Genomic DNA, 17,170 nt, shown 5'->3' with positions numbered 1-17,170 from the left:
GCCGGGGCACTGCGTACCGGTAGGCGGGAACGGGGGAGGGCGCCGTACGACGCGTGCGGTGCCCTCCCACGTTCCGGCTCCCGCCGGCGGCCCGCGGGCCGGGGCGGGCCCGCGGGGTACTCGTCGGCGGCGGCTCAGGCCGCCATGGAGAGTTCGTGCCTGGGGGTCTCCAGCGGGACGGTGACCGCGCGGGAGCGGGGCAGGAACCACGCGACCACGGCGATCAGGACGCCGAGCACCACCACGATGCCGAGGCCCACCCTGAGCGTGACCAGATCGGAGAGGAAACCGATGATCACGGGGCCGAGCAGCAGTCCCGCGTAGCCCATCGCGCCCGTCTGGGCGATGGCCGGTCCGGGATCGCCGGTCGCGCCGCCCGCCAGGGACATGGCCATCGGCGAGACCGTCGCCACGGCCACGCCCACGAACAGCATGGCCGAGAGGGCGATCGGCGCCGTGGGGGCCGTGAGGACCACGGCGAAGGTCGCGGCGGTGGCCAGACCCGAGGCGACCATCATGCCGCGGGCGCCGAAGCGGGCCCGGACGCGGTCACCGGTGAGGCGACCGGCCAGCATGCCCGCCTCGAAGATCGGGTAGCCCAGGGCGGCGAGCGCCTCCGGCGCGCCCAGCACGTTCCGCAGGTACAGGCCGTTCCAGTCGGCGACCGTACCCTCCACCATGAACGCGCAGAAGGCGATCACGCCGAGAAGGTAGACCACCGGGGGCATCCGGCGCCGTGCCGTGCTCCGGCCCCCGGCCGGGCGGCGGGAAGCCCTCACCGGCTCGGGCAGGTAGGAACGGCTGACGAGCGCCGCCACGGGGAGCGCGAGCAGGGCGACCAGGATCAGATGGACCGTGATCGAGAGTCCCGCCGCGATCGCCGCGGTGCCCAGCAGGCCCGCGGAGATCGCTCCCACGCACCAGCCGGCGTGCATGCCGTTCATCAGCGGGCGTCCGTAGGCGCGTTCGACCACCGAGCCCTGCGCGTTCATCGCGACGTCCACCGCGCCGAACGCCATGCCGAACAGGCCGCTCGCGGCCAGGGCGAGGGGGAACGACGGCGCCACCGCGAGCAGCGCCAGGGTGATCGCGGTCAGGGGAGCCGCGACCCGCAGGATGCTCCGGCTGCCGAAGCGTGTCATCACCCCGCGCATCGACTGCATGGTGATGAGCGCTCCCAGCCCCCACACGAGGAGGGTGGCGCCCACCGATGCCGCGGACAGCCCGAGTTTGTCGGAGAGCGCCGGAATGCGCACGGTCATCGATCCGCACAGCAGGCCTGCGAGCACGAATGTGAGAACCGCCCCGGTTCGAGCCGTTCTCAGGTCGCGGGTCATGACTCAATCCCTTCAATAAATGTTTTGACAAACCGGGGAGCGGGCACACCAAAGTCGGTCGCTTTCGCGCGTGCGAAAGCGACCACCAATCTTTGTGAGTGTTTCCCCTGGTCAGGTGAATGATCAGACGGGTGCCCGCCGACCGGCGCGTCGCGGTGCCGGGGTGATCAGGCGGGCAGGGCCGTCAGGCGGGCAGCAGGGCCAGCAGACGTCGTTTCAGGATCTCGATGTGTTCGGCGTCGTAGAGGTCGGGGTCGTGACTCGCCACGTCCCACAGTCCCTCGCAGGCCAGGCGCACGATCTGCGCCGCCTCCGGGTCGGGCTCGCTGTCGAGCCCCTCGCGGTGCCAGCGGGCCATCGCCACCCGAAGCGGGGCCAGAAGATAGAGGTTGCCGGAGGCCCCGGTCACCACGGCCCAGCGCCGCAGCCTGCCGCTCTGCACGGCGGCGAACGTGGCCGCCAGGTAGTTCTTGGTGTAGGTGTCGTGGCCCTGGGTCGCGACGAGCTCGTCGAACTCCTCGATCAGCCGCTCGACCATGCCCTTGATCAGGGCTTCCTTCGTGCCGAAGTGGTAGAGCAGGCCGCCCTTACTGCATCCGGCGCGCTCCGCGACGGTCGCCAGGGTGAGAGCCTGGGAGCCCTGGTCGCAGAGCAGATCCTCTGCCGCGTCCAACAGCTCTTCCCGTCTCATGGCAGTTACTGTACCGTCTGGACGGTTTAGTGGTCAACTCCGCGGATCAGGCCCTCCACGGGCGCGGATACGCTTGGAAGGTTGACAGCGAGTTGGGGAGGGGAATGCGGCCGTGAAGTCCGCCTATCTCGATCACGCGGCGACCACGCCGATGCTTCCCGAGGCGATCGAGGCGATGACAGCCCAACTCGGCCAGGTCGGCAACGCGTCCTCCCTGCACGCCGCCGGCCGTCGCACCCGCCGGGTCGTGGAGGAGGCGCGGGAGACCATCGCCGCCGCGCTCGGCGCCAGACCCAGCGAGGTCGTCTTCACCGCGGGCGGCACCGAGGCCGACAACCTCGCCGTCAAGGGCCTGTACTGGGCCCGCCGTGCCGGGGGGGCCGACAGGATCCTGATCAGCGCGGTGGAGCACCACGCCGCCCTGGACCCCGCGCACTGGCTGAGCGCCCATCAGGGCGCGACCGTCGAGTCGCTCGGCGTCGACGAGTTCGGCCGGGTGCACCCGCAGACCCTCCGCGACGCCATCGAGCGCGACCCTGACGGCGTCGCCCTGGTCAGCGTCATGTGGGCCAACAACGAGGTCGGCACCGTCCAGCCGGTCCACGAGCTCGCCGCGATCGCCGGGGAGTACGGCATCCCCTTCCACACCGACGCGGTCCAGGCCGTCGGCCAGCTCCCCGTGGTCTTCGCCGACTCGGGGGTCGACGCGCTGACGCTCTCCGGGCACAAGGTCGGCGGCCCGATGGGCGTCGGTGCCCTGCTGCTCGCCCGGGGTGTCGACCCGGTGCCGGTGCTGCACGGCGGCGGCCAGGAACGCGACGTCCGCTCCGGCACGCTCGACGCCCCCTCCGTCGCCGGCTTCGCCACGGCGGTGCGGGCCGCGGTGGCCCGGCAGACCGAGAGCTCGGCCCGGCTGACCGGGCTCCGCGACGACCTCATCCGCCGGGTCCGCCAGGCGGTGCCCGACGTGATCCTCAACGGCGATCCGGTGAACCGCCTTCCCGGCAACGCCCACTTCTCCTTCCCCGGCTGCGAGGGCGACGCCCTGCTCATGCTCCTGGACGCCAAGGGCGTGGAGTGCTCGACGGGCTCGGCCTGCTCGGCGGGGGTGGCGCAGCCCTCCCACGTGCTGCTCGCGATGGGCGCCGACGGGTTCCGGGCGCGTGGCTCGCTGCGCTTCTCCCTCGGTCACACCTCGACCGAGGCGGACGTGGACCGGCTGGCCGATGTCATCGGCCTCGTCGTCGAGCGCGCCCGCCGCGCGGGCCTGAGCTGAGTCGAGCGCGCCCGCCGCGCGGGCCGAGCCGATCGGTGCCGTACGGGTGTCCTTCGCACGGCCTTGGGGCCTCCCGGCCCGACGAGGTGGGCGCCGGCGCGGGTACGCTCAGGGGGTTATGAGTCTTCGTGTGCTTGCCGCCATGTCCGGTGGCGTCGACTCCGCCGTGGCGGCCGCCCGCATCGCCGAGGCGGGCCATGACGTCACCGGTGTCCACCTCGCCCTCTCCGCCAACCCCCAGTCCTACCGGACCGGCGCCCGCGGGTGCTGCACGGTCGAGGACTCGCGAGACGCTCGCAGGGCCGCCGACGTGATCGGCATCCCCTTCTACATCTGGGACATGGCCGAGCGCTTCCACCGTGACGTGGTCGAGGACTTCGTCAGCGAGTACGCCGCCGGGCGCACGCCCAACCCGTGCCTGCGCTGCAACGAGAAGATCAAGTTCGAGGCGGTGCTCGACCGGGCCCTCGCGCTGGGCTTCGACGCGGTGGCCACCGGGCACCACGCGCGCGTCGCGGACGGCGTCCTGAGCCGCAGCCCCGACCAGGGCAAGGACCAGTCGTACGTCCTGGGCGTGCTCACCAGGGAGCAACTCGGTCACGCGATCTTCCCGCTGGGCGACTCCACCAAGGCCCAGGTGCGCGAGGAGGCCGCGCGGCGCGGCCTCATGGTGGCCGACAAGCCCGACAGCCATGACATCTGCTTCATCGCCGACGGCGACACCCGGGGCTTCCTCGCCGACCGCCTCGGCGCGGAGCGGGGCCCGATCGTCGACGAGTCCGGCGAGGTGGTGGGCGGCCACGAGGGCGCCTACGGCTTCACCGTCGGCCAGCGCAAGGGCCTGCGCATCGACCGCCCGGCCCCCGACGGCCGCCCGCGTTACGTGCTGTCCATCGAGCCGGTCTCCAACACGGTCACCGTCGGCCCGCGCTCGTCCCTCGAGGTCACGACCATCGTCGCGGAGCGGCCGGTCTGGAACGGCCCGGTGGAGGAGCCGCGCGAGCCGCTGGCCTGCACGGTCCAGCTCCGCGCCCACGGCGAGGTGTACGGCTGCCGCGCCCAGCTCTCCGGCGGGGAGGTCCACCTCACGCTGGACAGCCCGGCCACCGGGGTCGCGGCGGGCCAGGCGGCCGTGCTCTACCTCGGCGACACCGTGATCGGCTCGGCCACCATCGCCTCGGCCTCCTGAGCCCGCCCGCCGAGCGCGTCCCAGGGCAGTCCCAGGGCAGTCCTAGGGCAGGGTGACCGACTCGCCTGACGTGAGGCGGCGCATCTCGGCCTTCTGCTTGTCGGACTCCATCTCCAGCCACATGTCGACCAGGCGGAGCCCGATGTCGTTGAGCAGGCCGTCGTGGGTGGAGAAGGCGCGGGCGGGGCGGACCTGTCGGAGATACTCGACCATCTCCGACGCCTTCATCCACGGCGCGTTGGTCGGCACCAGGAGCGTGGGCACCTCGACACCCGGCGGGGTGAACGCGTCACCGGGGTAGAAGACCTCCTCGTCCACCAGGAAGCCGACGTTGCGCACGATCGGCAGGTCCGGGTGGTTGGGGGCGTGCCACTCGCCGACGACCCTCACCCCGAAACCGGCCGTGTCGAAGGTGTCGCCGTGCCGTACGACCTGGATCTTGGCGGGGACGTCGGCGAGCATGGCGGCCACGCCCTCGTTGGTCCAGATCCGCAGGGACGGGTCGGCCTCGGCGGCCCGGCGCAGCCGGTCGGCGTCCACGTGGTCGAAGTGTTCGTGGGTGATGAGCACCGCCCGTGCCCCGTCGAGCGCGGACTCCTCGCTGAAGGAGCCCGGGTCGATCACGAGGACGGAGTCGTCCTTCTCCAGACGGACACACGCGTGCCCGAACTTCGTGAGTTTCATCAGATACCTCCAGCGTGGATACCCCGGACTTCAGGCCGGGGAGGAAACGCGGCGCGGTACCGCTCGATTCGGTAACCTATTCGACGGTGGCGACAACCAGGCCGCTGTTCACCCGATCAGAAGCATCCTCGCCGCCGGGCCGGCGGAGAGGTGAAACGCCTGTGGAGCTGACGTAAGACCTCACAGAGAGTCCTCTCTGGCGGGCGACCGGCGATGAAGCAGGAACCCTCACGGGCGACCGTGGGAATCCCCCTCGTTTACGAGGGGGAGGAAGTCAACTCTTCACTTTATGGGCGGGGCGGATCATGGTGCCGCGGGGGCGGGACACGCGCGGGAGGCTGCCGGGAAGGCGCCGCCCCCCGCGCGGTCCGGTCAGGTGATCACAGGCGGTGCGGTACCGCCGTCACCACCCCACACATCCTCATCCTCGGTGAGCCAGGTGGAGCGTTCGCGGTCCTGGTTCCCCTCGCCCGCCGCGCCGCCCATGGGCATGAACGGCATGCCGCCCATGCCCATGCCGCCGCGGCCGTCGACCCGCGGGCCACCGGCGGCGCCGAATCCGCCGCCGGTCCCGGTGGTGCCACCGGCGCCGACCCAGGAAGTCGGCCCGGCGGGGCCGTTCTGGCCGAACGTGGTGGGGCCCGCGCCCCCTCCGCCGCCCCCGGAGTAGGTAGGCAGGCCGGTGCCGGTGCCGGTGCCGGTGCCGGTCCCGGGACCGAGTCCCGTGCCGGGGCCGAGACCGGTGCCGGGCCCCGTGCCGGGACCGCCCGGCACGGTGGGCTCGAAACCGGCCAGCTTGGTGTTGCGCGGATCGTTCGGGTCCAGGCCCACGTTCTGGTTGTTCGGGTTCAGGCCCGTCGGGTCGGTGAGGCCGGGCGGGATGGTGCCGGGCCCCGTGCCGGGGCCACCCGTACCGGGACCGCCCGGATAGGCGGGGTTGGAGATGTCCGGGTAGCCGCCGCCCGTACCCGTACCCGGACCGCCCGTACCCGGATCGCCCGTACCCGGGCCTCCCGGGTAGCCGACGCCAGGGAAGCCGGGCAGGGTTCCGGTGCCGGGGTAGCCGGCACCGCCGCCGGGGTAACCACCCCCGCCGGGGTAGCCGCCTCCACCGGGGTAACCACCCCCGCCGGGGTAGCCGCCTCCACCGGGGAACCCTCCCCCGCCGCCCGGGTAACCCCCGCCGCCGTTGGGATAGTTCTGGTTGGTGAGCGGGGGGGTGGTCGGTTCGCTCAGCCGGGGCAGGTCCTTCTCCACGGTCGCGGGGATTCTCTCGTAGAGGACGATCAGCTCCTCGTTGAGCGCCATCAGGTCCTCGCGGGCGAGATCGTTCTCCGACTTGTCGGTGAAGATGATCCCGCCGAACGTCCCCAGGTTGTAGTTGTCGCCGGGCATGAGGTCCAGCCCGTCGTCGAACTCGAACCAGCCGCTCCTGGCCGCGTTGTCGATGTAGGAGGGAAGGATCTCCTTGCCGTAGTAGACCAGCGGGGGGCCGAGCTGGCCGCAGCGGCGCTCCAGCTCGTTGACCGTCTTGTGGACGAGCTGGAGCGCCTTCTGCGCCTCGATCGAGGCGTCACCGCTCCATACCTTCGCCAGCTCTCCGGCGACCTCTCTGATCAGGTTGCGACTGCCGTTCAGCATGGTCGTCGCGGAGTTGTAGGCGTGTCCCGCGTCCTCGATGGCCCGCGGGTTGGTGGACTTCAGCATCTCCCTGATCTCGGTCGCGCTGTAGTCGCGGTAGTGGTCCCGGCTGCCGATCCCCGGGGCGCTCTCACCGTCGAACTTGATGTGGTGAATCGCGTGGTCGTTGCCCATCGCGTCTCACCCCCCCTTGTTCGTGGTGCTGGCCTGCTCGGCGTCCTCGTAGTTGTAGGCGGCGACCCGCAGCAGGTGGAGCGCCGCCCGGTACTTGACGATCGTGTCCTGATAGACGGTGCCGATTTTCAGGTGGGCCTTCTGCGTGACCCTGGCGACGTCCTTGGCGGTGTCCCAGGTGCCGATCTGGGCCTCGGTCAGGTTGGTCAGGGACCGCATGTCCTGCAGCGATCCCTCGTTCGAGCTCTCCAGGCGTTCGAGGTCCTCCTCGAGGGCCTGGAGCAGTTTCTTGATCCGGTCGCGCTTGAGGTCGACGGTCGGGCGGTCCTTGTTGAGGCCTGGCCAGACCGGACCTTCTTCCTCGGGAGGTGGCATGCCTCTTCTCCCCGTTACTGAGGGGCCGCGGCACCGCGCCGCGACCCGATCGGTTCTCCCCCTCGCGGAGAGGGCCGCGGCACCGCCGTGGCCCACCCGGTTCCTGGGATCAGCGTCCGTCGAACATCGTGACGTTGACCTTCTCGGTCATCGCGAAGTTCTCCCTGCCGATCTCGATGACGCCACCGAGGCGCTGGAGCAGCGCGGCCATCCGGCCGGACGCCGCGTCCCACTGAGCGCGGGCGCCGTAGTAGGCCGTGCGCGCGTCGCCCTCCCAGTCACCGAGCAACCGATCGAGGTCCCCTTCCAGGTTCTGGAGGGTGCCTTCCAGCATCTGCCACTGCCGGGCGAAGTCGCCGGCAGAGCGGTCCATCTGGCCGAAGTCGACAAGAGTGCGGTCGAAGTCGCTAGCCATGGTGATCCCCGTTCCGAATCCGTCAGCTGTTGATGTCGGCCCCGAGCCGCCTGGACACGGCGGTCTGGTTCTCCTGGGCGGTCTCGTAGTTCTTCTGGATGTTCTTGAGCTTGACTGACAGGCCCTCAAGCTCGCGCAGGATGTTGGTCATCTCGGTGCTCCAGGCGTTGAACACGCCGTCGAAGGAGACCGCGGACTGGCCGTCCCAGCCGGAGCGCAGCTCGCCCCGGTGGCCTTCGAGCTGGGTCTTGATCTGGTTGATCGTGGTCTTGGCGTCGTCGGTCTTCTGTGACGCCTCGCCAAGCCGCGAATGGTACGCGGAGGTCTTCTGAACCACGTGACACCTCCATGGTGCTCGACTGGCATAGGAGTTTCGATCATTACAAAGTGGACAGCCGTCGCATCTCTCACCAGTAACAAACAGATATACCGTTGGTAACGGGGATCACGGTTGTCCCACCGGCACCGGCATTCCCGCCGCCGACCGGCTGAGCGCCGGGCCCTGCGGGATCAGATGCACGATGTGCGCCGGCAGCGGCGCGACGTCCGCGGCGGTGTAACCGAGGCTCGCCAGCGACTCCGTCGCGGTGATCGCGTGCCGCCGTCCCTGGTCGCTGATCAGGAAGACCGAGGTGACCGCGTCCAGCCTGCCGTTCCCCGGCAGCACGCCCACCAGCGACGCGGTGCCCGGCGGGAGCACGACCTGGTCCACCGAGTCCTGGTCGAACCGGCCCGCCGGCGGCGCGGGAATGCGCATGGTGCTGCCCACGGTCAGCCGCGCCCGGGTCGATCCGCGCTCGGTGTCGGCGTAGACCGCGCACACCGGCGAGGCGGGGTCGGGGGCGATGACCCGCGGCATGGCCGTGGGAAGCCCCGCCGGATCGAAGCGGGTGGCCGAGCGCCGCATCCCGTTCGCGGTCGCCGCGTCGATCTCCACGGCGCGCACCGGCGCCCTGCCGTACGCCTTCTTGCTGGCCGGGTCCTGGAGCAGGAGCTCGGCCTGGGCGGTCGTGAGCGCGGCCAGGCCGTCGGGGAGCAGGACGTACCACTTGGCCGCGCCGCCCGACATCGCGCGCACGGTGTAGATCCGGCCCGCGACGGAACGCCTGCCGTCGGGGCCGCGTACCACCCTGCCGCGGGCGGCGAGCGCCGGGGCGCGGAAGTCGGGGCCGATGGGCAGCGCGTTGAGCCAGGCCGCGGGAACCTGCCGGGGCTGTTCCTCGGTCAGCGCCCGCAGGCTCTCCTGCGGCACCCGCATCCGCTGGTCCGACCAGAGCAGCCAGGCCTGCGAGCCCTCCTCCACGACCATCGCGGTGTCCCGCCCGATCGGGGTGCCGCCGACCGCGAACCCGCCGATCAGCGAGGTGTGCGGGGTGCGCGTCCCGGCGGCGTCCACGCCCTCGACCACGCAGGCCGACCAGGGGGCGCGGACCAGCCGCCCGCGGGGCGGCAGGGACTCGGGGGCACCGGGGATGCCGACCAGGAGCCCGCGCGGGAAGCGCGTGAGCGACGCCGTGGAGACCGTGCGGACCGCCACGCCCTGCCCGCCGCCGAGCAGCAGCCGGGCCGAGGTGACGTTGGCGACCGGGATCATCTGGCCCCGCGTCGCGCTGTAGACGAAGGTCGCGCCCGACTCCTCCTCGACGATCACCGTCCCCGGCGCGGTGAGCGCGGTGGCGCCGCCGGGCTTCAGCAGGCCGTAGATGCCGAACGCCACCGCCACCAGCACCGCGACCAGCACACCGCAGAACGTCGCGACGTTGTGCCTGCGCATCGGCGACTCGGGCACGTCGGGTTCGCCCTGGAGCAGGGCCATGCCCAGGCGCTGGGTCATCAGCCGGTGCGCCTGATAGAGATCACGACGGGTCTGCATCCCACCTCCGCCTCGCCGGATGCTCGGTCGCCGACAGCATAGAAGCGTGATCGCCGGGCGGTGCACGGGACGCCGATGGTGAACGGCGGTGATACCGAACGTTTCCGGCCGTCGGCGACCCCGTGAACAGGCTTTCGAGGGGGAGGGGAGGACCGGATCGGGATGGTAGGAGATGTCCGGGAACACGTGATCACGGAGGCCGGATGACCCAGGAGAAGTACGTCACCTCCAAGGCGATCGAGAGCATTCGCAAGGAGATCGAGGAGGACGTCATCCCGAGGATCAGGGAGCTGCGCGCGATGCTGGGCGACACGACGGTCGGATTTCCCGGCTGGGGAGCGGTCGGCGAGCTCGCGGTCGGGATGCGCTACCGGGAGGTCCAGCGGGACGTCGGGGAGAAGTTCGACGACGCGGTGGAGGTGCTGGAGTCGTGGACGGTCGCGCTGACCACCGCCCGCGTCAACTGGCGGACCGCGGAGGACGACAGCACCGTCGTGTACCAGTGAGCCGGTTGTCAGTGAACCAGGGGGAGCCGAGATGACCGCGAGACCGGGTGGGAGGCCGAGCCCGCTGACGGCGGGCAGGAGCGCCAAGGGGGTGATCACGAACTCCACCAAGGTCCTGTCCACCCTCAAGGGCGGTGCCAGGCTGGCGCCCACGGCCTGGGCGGGCGTGGCGATCGCGAGCACCGCCGTGGCGAACGTGCCGGGCATGGCCGACGCCTACAACAACTGGGAGTCCGTTCACTCGCGCCTGGACACCGCGGTGAAGAGCTACGTCGCGATCCTGCTCACCAAGGAGAAGGAGGGCTGGATCGCCGACGACAGGGAGGCGTTCGACGACGCCGTCCAGCGGATGCAGGAGGCGCTGGAGAGCCTGCGCGCCTACGTCAAGAACGTCGCCGGGATCGTCGACGAGCTGGGGGACGCCTACCGCGCGTACTGGCTCGCCATCGCCAAGATCGCGGCCACCCTGCTGGCCCTCGCCACGATCGCGGCGGCCATGCTGGCGACCCCGTACGCGGCCAACGCCATGGTCAACCTGAAGATGCTGGGCACCCTGGCCAGCCAGGTCATCGCCGTCTCGACCGGGGCGCTGGGCAAGCTCGTCGCCTCGGTGGCCGGGAGCATGTCGGTCTACTTCTCCGGCAAGGCGTGGGTCCAGTCGTTCAACCTGGAGCCCACCGGCTCGGCCAAGGTCGACTTCACGAAGGCGAGGATCGACCCCTCGCTCCTGCCGTACCGGCAGGCGCCCGCCGTCGCCCCCGGCCAGGCGCCGCAGTTGCCCAAGGGCGGGACGTTCGAGTGGCTGTCCCCCAAGAAAGAGATGCCGGAGCCGTACAAGTGAGCGACCTCATCCCCGAGAACCTGCACCTGGGAAACCCCGAGAACCTGCGCCTGGAGGACCTGGACGCCGTCGTACGGCAGAGCGAGGAGACGCTGCGGCGGCTCGGCGGGGTCTTCGGCGAGCTGGAGACCGTCACCGGCGAGGGGTCCGGCGCCGACGGCCTGGCCCGTGCCCTGGTGGACGGCGCCGGGCGGATCAAGGAGATCACCCTTGAGCCGCGCATCATGCGCCTGGACAGCCAGGCCGTCGCAGAGGCGGTGACCGAGGCGGTCCGCGCCGCCCAGGAGGCCGCCGGGCGCGCGAACGAGGAACTGCTCCGCGCCGCCACCGGTGGCGACCCGCTCCCGCTGGACATGGCCGACGCCCGGCGCCGTTTCGAGGACATCGGCCAGGACCTGGCCCGCACCCTGGACGACCTGAGACGAGACTGACCGTGCCGTCCGGGCGGGACCCGGACGGCACGGGCTCCTGACCGGAGGACCCCGGTCAGCCCGACAGGCCCCTGACGGCCGCGTACACGTCCATCACGCCGAGCGCGAGCGGGAGCAGGGCCAGGATCAGGCAGAACTCCACGATGTCCCCCGCGCGTCCCCAGAACGGGGAGGGGCGCCGCTGCGGGAGGAACAGCGCCATCCCGCCCGCCAGCGCCGCCGCGCACACCAGGCCGATCGTCACCGCGAAGGCCGAGTCAGGCACGGTGAACGCCACGCCCAGGGTCAGCGCCAGCAGCCCGGCCAGCCCCGAGCCGAGCAACCAGAGGCGCTGACCGGTCCCCTGGAAGACGCGGGCGCGCATCAGCAGCGCCAGCGAGAGCGTGACCAGGGTCGCGGGGGCGGTCCACCCGCTCGCGGTGAGCAGGACCGGCAGCGTGCCCAGCGCCACCAGGGCGACGCCCGCGGTCAGGCCGGTCGCGAACCGCTCGGCCTCCGTCGCGCGCCGCCGGATGTCCGCGCCGTCGATGTCGTCGGTGTCGCCGCGCAGTTCCTCGGCGTTGGCGGGCAGCGTGGGCAGCGGGAGCCGCGCCAGCCGGAAGGACGTCGTCGGGATGAGGGGGGCGCAGGCCAGGGTCACCGCGGCGGCCAGCGCGGCCACCCCGGCGGCGGGCGCCCCGGTGAACATGACGACCGCCGAGCAGATCGTCCCGATCACCGCGGCCAGCCCGACGCCGAAGAAGTTGGGCAGTCCCTCGGCGACGACCCAGCCGGTCACGGTGGCGACCAGCGCGGTCACCGCGAACCCGGCCAGCAGGTTGGGCGCCCCGAACACGGCGGGACCGGCGGGGGGAGCCGGCACGCAGGCCCCGGCCAGGAAGGCGTGCGGCAGCGCGGTGTAGCCGATGGTCGCACCGGCCCGGCCGTCGCCCACGGCCCTGGAGAGCGCGGCGCTCGCCACGACGGCGAGGATCGCGCACGCCCCGGCGAAGGCGACGACCGGCCCCCAGGGCGGCCCGCTCGCCACGAGCACCGCGAACGCGGCGACCATCGACAGCGCCGCGGTGCCCAGCCCCACGCCCCTGGTGTGCGCGGCCCGCCAGCGGCCGGTCCGCTCCTTGACGCCGGTCGCCACGGTGTCGGCGACGTCGTCGAAGATCGCCTCGGGCAGCTGGGACGAGAGGGGAAGCAGATAGAGGACCTCGCCGTCCCTGATGCCCAGCTCGGACAGGCTCGCGCCCGAGGGCATGGGGGCCGCGCCGATCCGCTGGAGCCCCCAGCCGCCGGCGGGCGCGATCTGCTCGGCGCTCTCGCCGGTGGCGGCGAGCAGATCGGGCAGCAGGTGGGAGAGGGGGAGGTCCGCGGGCACCGCCAGGTCGACCCGGCGGCGCGGGGTGACGACGGTGATGCGGCACAGGGGGATTGCGGTCACCTGGTTCACAGGGCGCATGGTAGCCACCCCCGCGATCACCCGGCACCCGTCGGGGTCGCGAGGCGCACGGTGTTCACCCCGCGATCACCCGGCGCTCATCCGGTCCGAGGTGCATGGCGTTCACCGCGCGATCGTCCGGCGCTCACCCGGTCCGCGGGACACGGTGTTCACCGCGCGATCATCCGGCGCTCATCCGGTCCGCGGGGTGCGGGGATCCACCTCCGCGATCACCCGGTATCGGTCCCGAGGCGTTCTCGAAGATTCCGTCGAACCCGGGGGACGGTTTCGCTACGGTACTCCGGACTGGACAATATTTGCTTAACTCACATCGGGGGCGAAGTGGGCATCGTGGTCGTCCGGCGTCCCGAGCGGCGTCCACCTCCGGCGGCGCCGCGCGGTGAGATCCTCCTGGAGTCGCCGCCCGAGATCCCGGAGACCACCTCGGCGGGGTTCACGCAGGTGCTCATGTACCTGCCGATGGTGGCCGGCGGCGCCGCGATGGGGCTGATGTTCGCCGGTGGCGGCGGCGGGAACCCGATCATGTACGTGGCCAGCGGCATGTTCGCGCTCTCCATGGTCGGCATGACCATCGGCCAGATGGGCCGGGCGGGCGGGGAGCGCAAGCAGCGGCTCAACGGCCTGCGCCGCGACTACTTCCGCTACCTGTCCCAGACCCGCGCCAAGGTCAGGCGCGCGGCGGCGAGGCAGCGCGAGGCGCTCAACTGGAACGGCCCCGACCCCGACGCCCTCTGGGCGATCGCGCTGAGCGCCCGCCTGTGGGAGCGGCGGCCCTCGGACGCCGACTTCGGCGCCGTCCGGGTGGGCACCGGCTCCCAGCGCCTGGCCGTCCAGCTCATACCGCCGGAGTCCAAGCCGGTCGAGGACCTGGACGCCATGTCCGCCGGGGCGCTGCGCCGCTTCGTCCGCGCCCATTCGACGGTGGCGGACCTGCCCATCGCCATCTCCCTGCACTCCTTCGCCAGGATCAGGCCCACCGGCCCGGAGTCGGCCGTCCGCGACATGGTCAGGGCGCTCGTCGGCCAGCTGGCCGTCTTCCACTCGCCGGACGAGCTCAGGATCGCGGTGTGCGCGTCCAAGGAGTGGATGGCCCACTGGGAGTGGATCAAGTGGCTCCCGCACGCCCTGCACCCGCACGAGGCCGACGCCGCGGGGCCCGTCCGCCTCATGACCGACGACCTGGGCGAGCTCGACCGGCTGCTGGGCGCCGACTTCAAGAACCGGGCCCGGTTCAAGCCGGGCGTCTCCGCCGAGGCGCTCCCGTACCACGTCGTGATCATCGACGGCGGGCACGTCCCGCAGGACTCCCCGCTGGGCGCCGACGCGATCGAGGGGGTCACCCTCATCGACCTCGACGGGACCACCACCCCGGCGGGCGAGAAGACGATGCTCAGGCTGCGCGTCACCGAGGACCTGTTCAGCCGGGTCACCGCCGACCAGGCGGGCAAGGAGGTCGTCACGCCGCTCGGCAGGCCCGACCGGTTCTCGTACCTGCAGGCCGACGGGCTCGCCAGGCGGCTGGCCCCGCTGCGCGGCTCCCCGGCCGGAGCCGGGGGCGGTGACGCGCTCACCGCCGACACCACGCTGGCCGAGCTGCTGGGGCTCGGCGACGCCGCGGGGCTGGACCCGGCGCTGCTCTGGCGTCCCAGGGCGCCGCGCAACCGGCTGCGGGTGCCGATCGGCGTCGGGACCGACGGGCGCCCGGTCGAGCTGGACATCAAGGAGTCGGCGCAGGGCGGCATGGGCCCGCACGGCCTGGTCATCGGCGCCACCGGCTCCGGAAAGAGCGAGCTGCTGCGCACGCTGGTGCTCGGGCTCGCCGTCGCGCACTCGTCGGAGGTCCTGAACTTCGTGCTCGTCGACTTCAAGGGCGGCGCGACCTTCCTGGGCATGGACTCCCTGCCGCACGTCTCGGCCGTCATCACCAACCTCGCCGACGAGCTGCCGCTGGTCGACCGCATGCACGCCGCCCTGCACGGCGAGATGGTACGGCGCCAGGAGCTGCTCCGCGCCGCCGGGAACTACGCCTCGCTGCGCGACTACGAGCAGGCCAGGGAGCAGGGGACCGACCTGCGCCCGATGCCCACCCTCTTCGTGGTGCTGGACGAGTTCAGCGAGCTGCTGTCGGCCAAGCCCGAGTTCATCGAGCTCTTCGTGATGATCGGCCGTCTCGGCAGGTCCCTGGGGGTGCACCTGCTACTGGCCTCGCAGCGGCTGGAGGAGGGCAGGCTGCGCGGCCTGGACACCCACCTGTCGTACCGGATCGGCCTGCGGACCTTCTCGGCGATGGAGAGCCGGGTGGTGCTCGGCGTGACCGACGCCTACGAGCTGCCCTCGGCGCCGGGCAACGCCTTCCTGAAGTTCGACACCACCGGCATGGTCCGCTTCAAGGCCGCGTACGTCTCCGGGCCCTACACCCCCGAGCGGCGGGTCGTGCGGCGCGAGCGGGCCGAGGGGCGTCAGATCGTCCCGTACGGTCCCGCCTACATCGCGCCTCCCGTTCAGGCCGAGCCCGAGGAGGAGCCGGAGGCCGTCAGCGCGGGGCGCGACACGCTGCTCGACGTCGTGGTCCGCAGGCTGGGCGGGCAGGGCCCGCCCGCGCACCGGATCTGGCTGCCGCCGCTGGCCGAGCCGCCCTCGCTGGACCAGCTCCTGCCGCCCCTGTCCGTCACCCCGCAGCACGGGCTGACGACCGCGCACTGGCAGGGACGCGGGGGGCTGCACGCGCTGCTCGGCGTCGTCGACCGTCCCTTCGAGCAGCGGCGCGACCCGTACTGGCTCGACCTGTCGGGCGCCGCCGGGCACCTGGCCGTGGCCGGCGGCCCGCAGAGCGGCAAGAGCACCGTGCTGCGCACGCTGATCGCCGGTCTCGCCCTCACCCACACCCCCGCCGAGGTGCAGTTCTACTGCCTGGACTTCGGCGGCGGCGCCCTCGCCTCGCTGGAGGGCCTGCCGCACGTCGGCGGGGTGGCCAACCGGCTGGACACCGACAGGGTCCGCCGTACCGTCGCCGAGGTCACCACGCTGCTCGCGCGGCGAGAGCGCGAGTTCGCCGAGCGGGGCATCGACTCGATCACCACCTACCGGCGCCAGATCGCCGCGGGGACCGTGGACCCCGGCGGCTTCGGGGACGTCTTCCTCGTGGTCGACGGCTGGCTCACGGTCCGCCAGGAGTTCGAGTCGCTGGAGCCCACGATCACCGAGCTGGCCGCCCGCGGCCTCAGCTACGGCATCCACGTGGTCGCGGCGACCAACAAGTGGTCGGAGTTCCGGCCGTCCATCCGCGACCTGTTCGGCTCCCGGGTGGAGCTGAGGCTGGGCGACGCCTACGAGTCCGAGGTGAACCGCAGGACCGCGATGGCGGTTCCCGAGGGCGTGCCGGGGCGCGGCCTGACCCGCGACGGCCTGCACTTCCTGAGCGCGCTGCCCCGCGTCGACGGCGGCGACCAGAGCGACGACCTGGCCGTCGCCACGCGGGCGATGGTCGAGTCCGTCGCCACCGCCTGGCAGGGCCCGCCCGCCCCCAGGGTGCGGCTGCTGCCCGCCGTCCTCGCGCCGGAGAGCCTGCCGGGCCCCGAGGAGACCGGCGCGCGCATCCCGCTGGGCATCGACGAGAGCACCCTCTCGCCGGTGCTCGCCGACTTCGACGCCGATCCTCACCTGGTCGTCATCGGCGACAACGAGAGCGGCAAGTCCAACCTGCTGCGCCTGGTGGCCGAGGGTGTCGTGGCCCGCCACGAGCCCTCGCAGGCCCGCCTCGTCGTCATCGACTACCGCCGCTCGCTGCTGGACGCCGCCTACACCGAGCACCGCATCGGGTACGCGGCCTCCTCGACCGCCGCCACCGAGTTCATCGGCGAGATCAGGGAGTCACTGATCAAGCGGCTCCCCCCGGGGAACCTCTCGCCCGAGGAACTGCGGTCGCGCGGCTGGTGGAAGGGGGCGGACATCTACATCGTGGTCGACGACTACGACGTGGTGGCCTCGGGCGCCAACCCGCTCGGCGCGCTGCTCGACCTGCTGCCCCAGGCCCGCGACATCGGCCTGCACCTGGTACTGGCCCGCGCGATGGGCGGCGCGGGACGGGCCATGTTCGACCCGGTGCTCCAGCGGCTCAAGGACATGGCCACCCCGGCCGTCATGATGTCGGGCCACAAGGACGAGGGCGTGCTGTTCGGGGTGCGCCCGCACGCGCTGCCGCCGGGACGCGCCTATCTCTCCGACCGGAGGAACGGCGTACGTCTCATCCAGACCGCGTTCGTCGCCCAGCCCGAGCCCGAGAAGTGA

General features: G+C 72.1%; 15 protein-coding genes. 6 read left to right on the top strand and 9 right to left on the bottom strand.

Annotation, left to right across the window (positions count from 1 at the left end):
* Positions 1 to 134: 134 nt before the first annotated feature.
* Positions 135 to 1,337, bottom strand: coding sequence for an MFS transporter (locus ACTOQ1_RS20065; RefSeq protein WP_440069172.1), 1,203 nt, complete (start codon positions 1,335 to 1,337; stop codon positions 135 to 137).
* Between the two features lie 184 nt (positions 1,338 to 1,521).
* Positions 1,522 to 2,028: a TetR/AcrR family transcriptional regulator gene (locus tag ACTOQ1_RS20060; RefSeq protein ID WP_440069171.1), complete on the bottom strand. Its 507-nt coding sequence runs from the start codon at positions 2,026 to 2,028 to the stop codon at positions 1,522 to 1,524.
* Positions 2,029 to 2,140: 112 nt separating this feature from the next.
* Here ACTOQ1_RS20060 and ACTOQ1_RS20055 point away from each other — a divergent pair, with 112 nt between their 5' ends.
* Positions 2,141 to 3,304: a cysteine desulfurase family protein gene (locus ACTOQ1_RS20055; RefSeq protein WP_440069169.1), complete on the top strand. Its 1,164-nt coding sequence runs from the start codon at positions 2,141 to 2,143 to the stop codon at positions 3,302 to 3,304.
* Positions 3,305 to 3,422: 118 nt separating this feature from the next.
* Positions 3,423 to 4,493, top strand: coding sequence for a tRNA 2-thiouridine(34) synthase MnmA (mnmA, locus tag ACTOQ1_RS20050; RefSeq protein ID WP_440069167.1), 1,071 nt, complete (start codon positions 3,423 to 3,425; stop codon positions 4,491 to 4,493).
* A 42-nt stretch (positions 4,494 to 4,535) separates the two neighbouring features.
* Here mnmA and ACTOQ1_RS20045 read toward each other — a convergent pair whose 3' ends face one another.
* The 6 genes from ACTOQ1_RS20045 to eccB form a co-directional block, all read right to left on the bottom strand.
* On the bottom strand, positions 4,536 to 5,177 hold the full coding sequence (locus tag ACTOQ1_RS20045) for an MBL fold metallo-hydrolase (protein ID WP_440069165.1): 642 nt from the start codon (positions 5,175 to 5,177) through the stop codon (positions 4,536 to 4,538).
* A 372-nt stretch (positions 5,178 to 5,549) separates the two neighbouring features.
* On the bottom strand, positions 5,550 to 6,992 hold the full coding sequence (locus tag ACTOQ1_RS20040; protein ID WP_440069164.1) for a hypothetical protein: 1,443 nt from the start codon (positions 6,990 to 6,992) through the stop codon (positions 5,550 to 5,552).
* Between the two features lie 6 nt (positions 6,993 to 6,998).
* Positions 6,999 to 7,367: a hypothetical protein gene (locus tag ACTOQ1_RS20035; RefSeq protein ID WP_440069163.1), complete on the bottom strand. Its 369-nt coding sequence runs from the start codon at positions 7,365 to 7,367 to the stop codon at positions 6,999 to 7,001.
* Positions 7,368 to 7,476: 109 nt separating this feature from the next.
* Positions 7,477 to 7,782, bottom strand: a complete 306-nt coding sequence (locus tag ACTOQ1_RS20030) for a WXG100 family type VII secretion target (protein ID WP_344917995.1) — start codon at positions 7,780 to 7,782, stop codon at positions 7,477 to 7,479.
* A gap of 22 nt (positions 7,783 to 7,804) precedes the next feature.
* The gene (locus ACTOQ1_RS20025) at positions 7,805 to 8,119 is read right to left on the bottom strand and encodes a WXG100 family type VII secretion target (RefSeq protein WP_362693859.1); all 315 of its coding nucleotides are present in this window, start codon (positions 8,117 to 8,119) and stop codon (positions 7,805 to 7,807) included.
* Between the two features lie 108 nt (positions 8,120 to 8,227).
* The gene (gene eccB / locus ACTOQ1_RS20020; RefSeq protein ID WP_440069161.1) at positions 8,228 to 9,655 is read right to left on the bottom strand and encodes a type VII secretion protein EccB; all 1,428 of its coding nucleotides are present in this window, start codon (positions 9,653 to 9,655) and stop codon (positions 8,228 to 8,230) included.
* A gap of 203 nt (positions 9,656 to 9,858) precedes the next feature.
* Between eccB and ACTOQ1_RS20015 the strand changes: the two genes are divergently transcribed.
* The 3 genes from ACTOQ1_RS20015 to ACTOQ1_RS20005 are packed head-to-tail and all read left to right on the top strand — an operon-like array spanning position 9,859 to position 11,433.
* Positions 9,859 to 10,161: a hypothetical protein gene (locus ACTOQ1_RS20015; protein ID WP_440069160.1), complete on the top strand. Its 303-nt coding sequence runs from the start codon at positions 9,859 to 9,861 to the stop codon at positions 10,159 to 10,161.
* A 31-nt stretch (positions 10,162 to 10,192) separates the two neighbouring features.
* Entirely contained in the window at positions 10,193 to 11,002 is an 810-nt protein-coding gene (locus ACTOQ1_RS20010; protein ID WP_440069158.1) for a hypothetical protein, read from the top strand.
* Positions 10,999 to 11,433, top strand: a complete 435-nt coding sequence (locus tag ACTOQ1_RS20005) for a YbaB/EbfC family nucleoid-associated protein (RefSeq protein ID WP_440069156.1) — start codon at positions 10,999 to 11,001, stop codon at positions 11,431 to 11,433. The genes ACTOQ1_RS20010 and ACTOQ1_RS20005 overlap by 4 nt, the downstream gene beginning before the upstream one ends.
* A 55-nt stretch (positions 11,434 to 11,488) precedes the next feature.
* Here ACTOQ1_RS20005 and eccD read toward each other — a convergent pair whose 3' ends face one another.
* Positions 11,489 to 12,874 (bottom strand): type VII secretion integral membrane protein EccD, encoded by a 1,386-nt coding sequence (eccD, locus tag ACTOQ1_RS20000; RefSeq protein WP_440069154.1) that lies wholly within the window; start codon positions 12,872 to 12,874, stop codon positions 11,489 to 11,491.
* 330 nt (positions 12,875 to 13,204) lie between these two features.
* On the opposite strand from eccD, the gene eccCa reads away from it, so the two are divergent.
* Positions 13,205 to 17,170 (top strand): type VII secretion protein EccCa, encoded by a 3,966-nt coding sequence (eccCa, locus tag ACTOQ1_RS19995; protein WP_440069152.1) that lies wholly within the window; start codon positions 13,205 to 13,207, stop codon positions 17,168 to 17,170.

This window comes from Streptosporangium sp. OZ121, from assembly GCF_051918885.1.
In the GTDB taxonomy this organism is placed as follows: Bacteria; Actinomycetota; Actinomycetes; order Streptosporangiales; family Streptosporangiaceae; genus Streptosporangium.
This window is presented reverse-complemented; position numbering and strand designations above follow the sequence as displayed.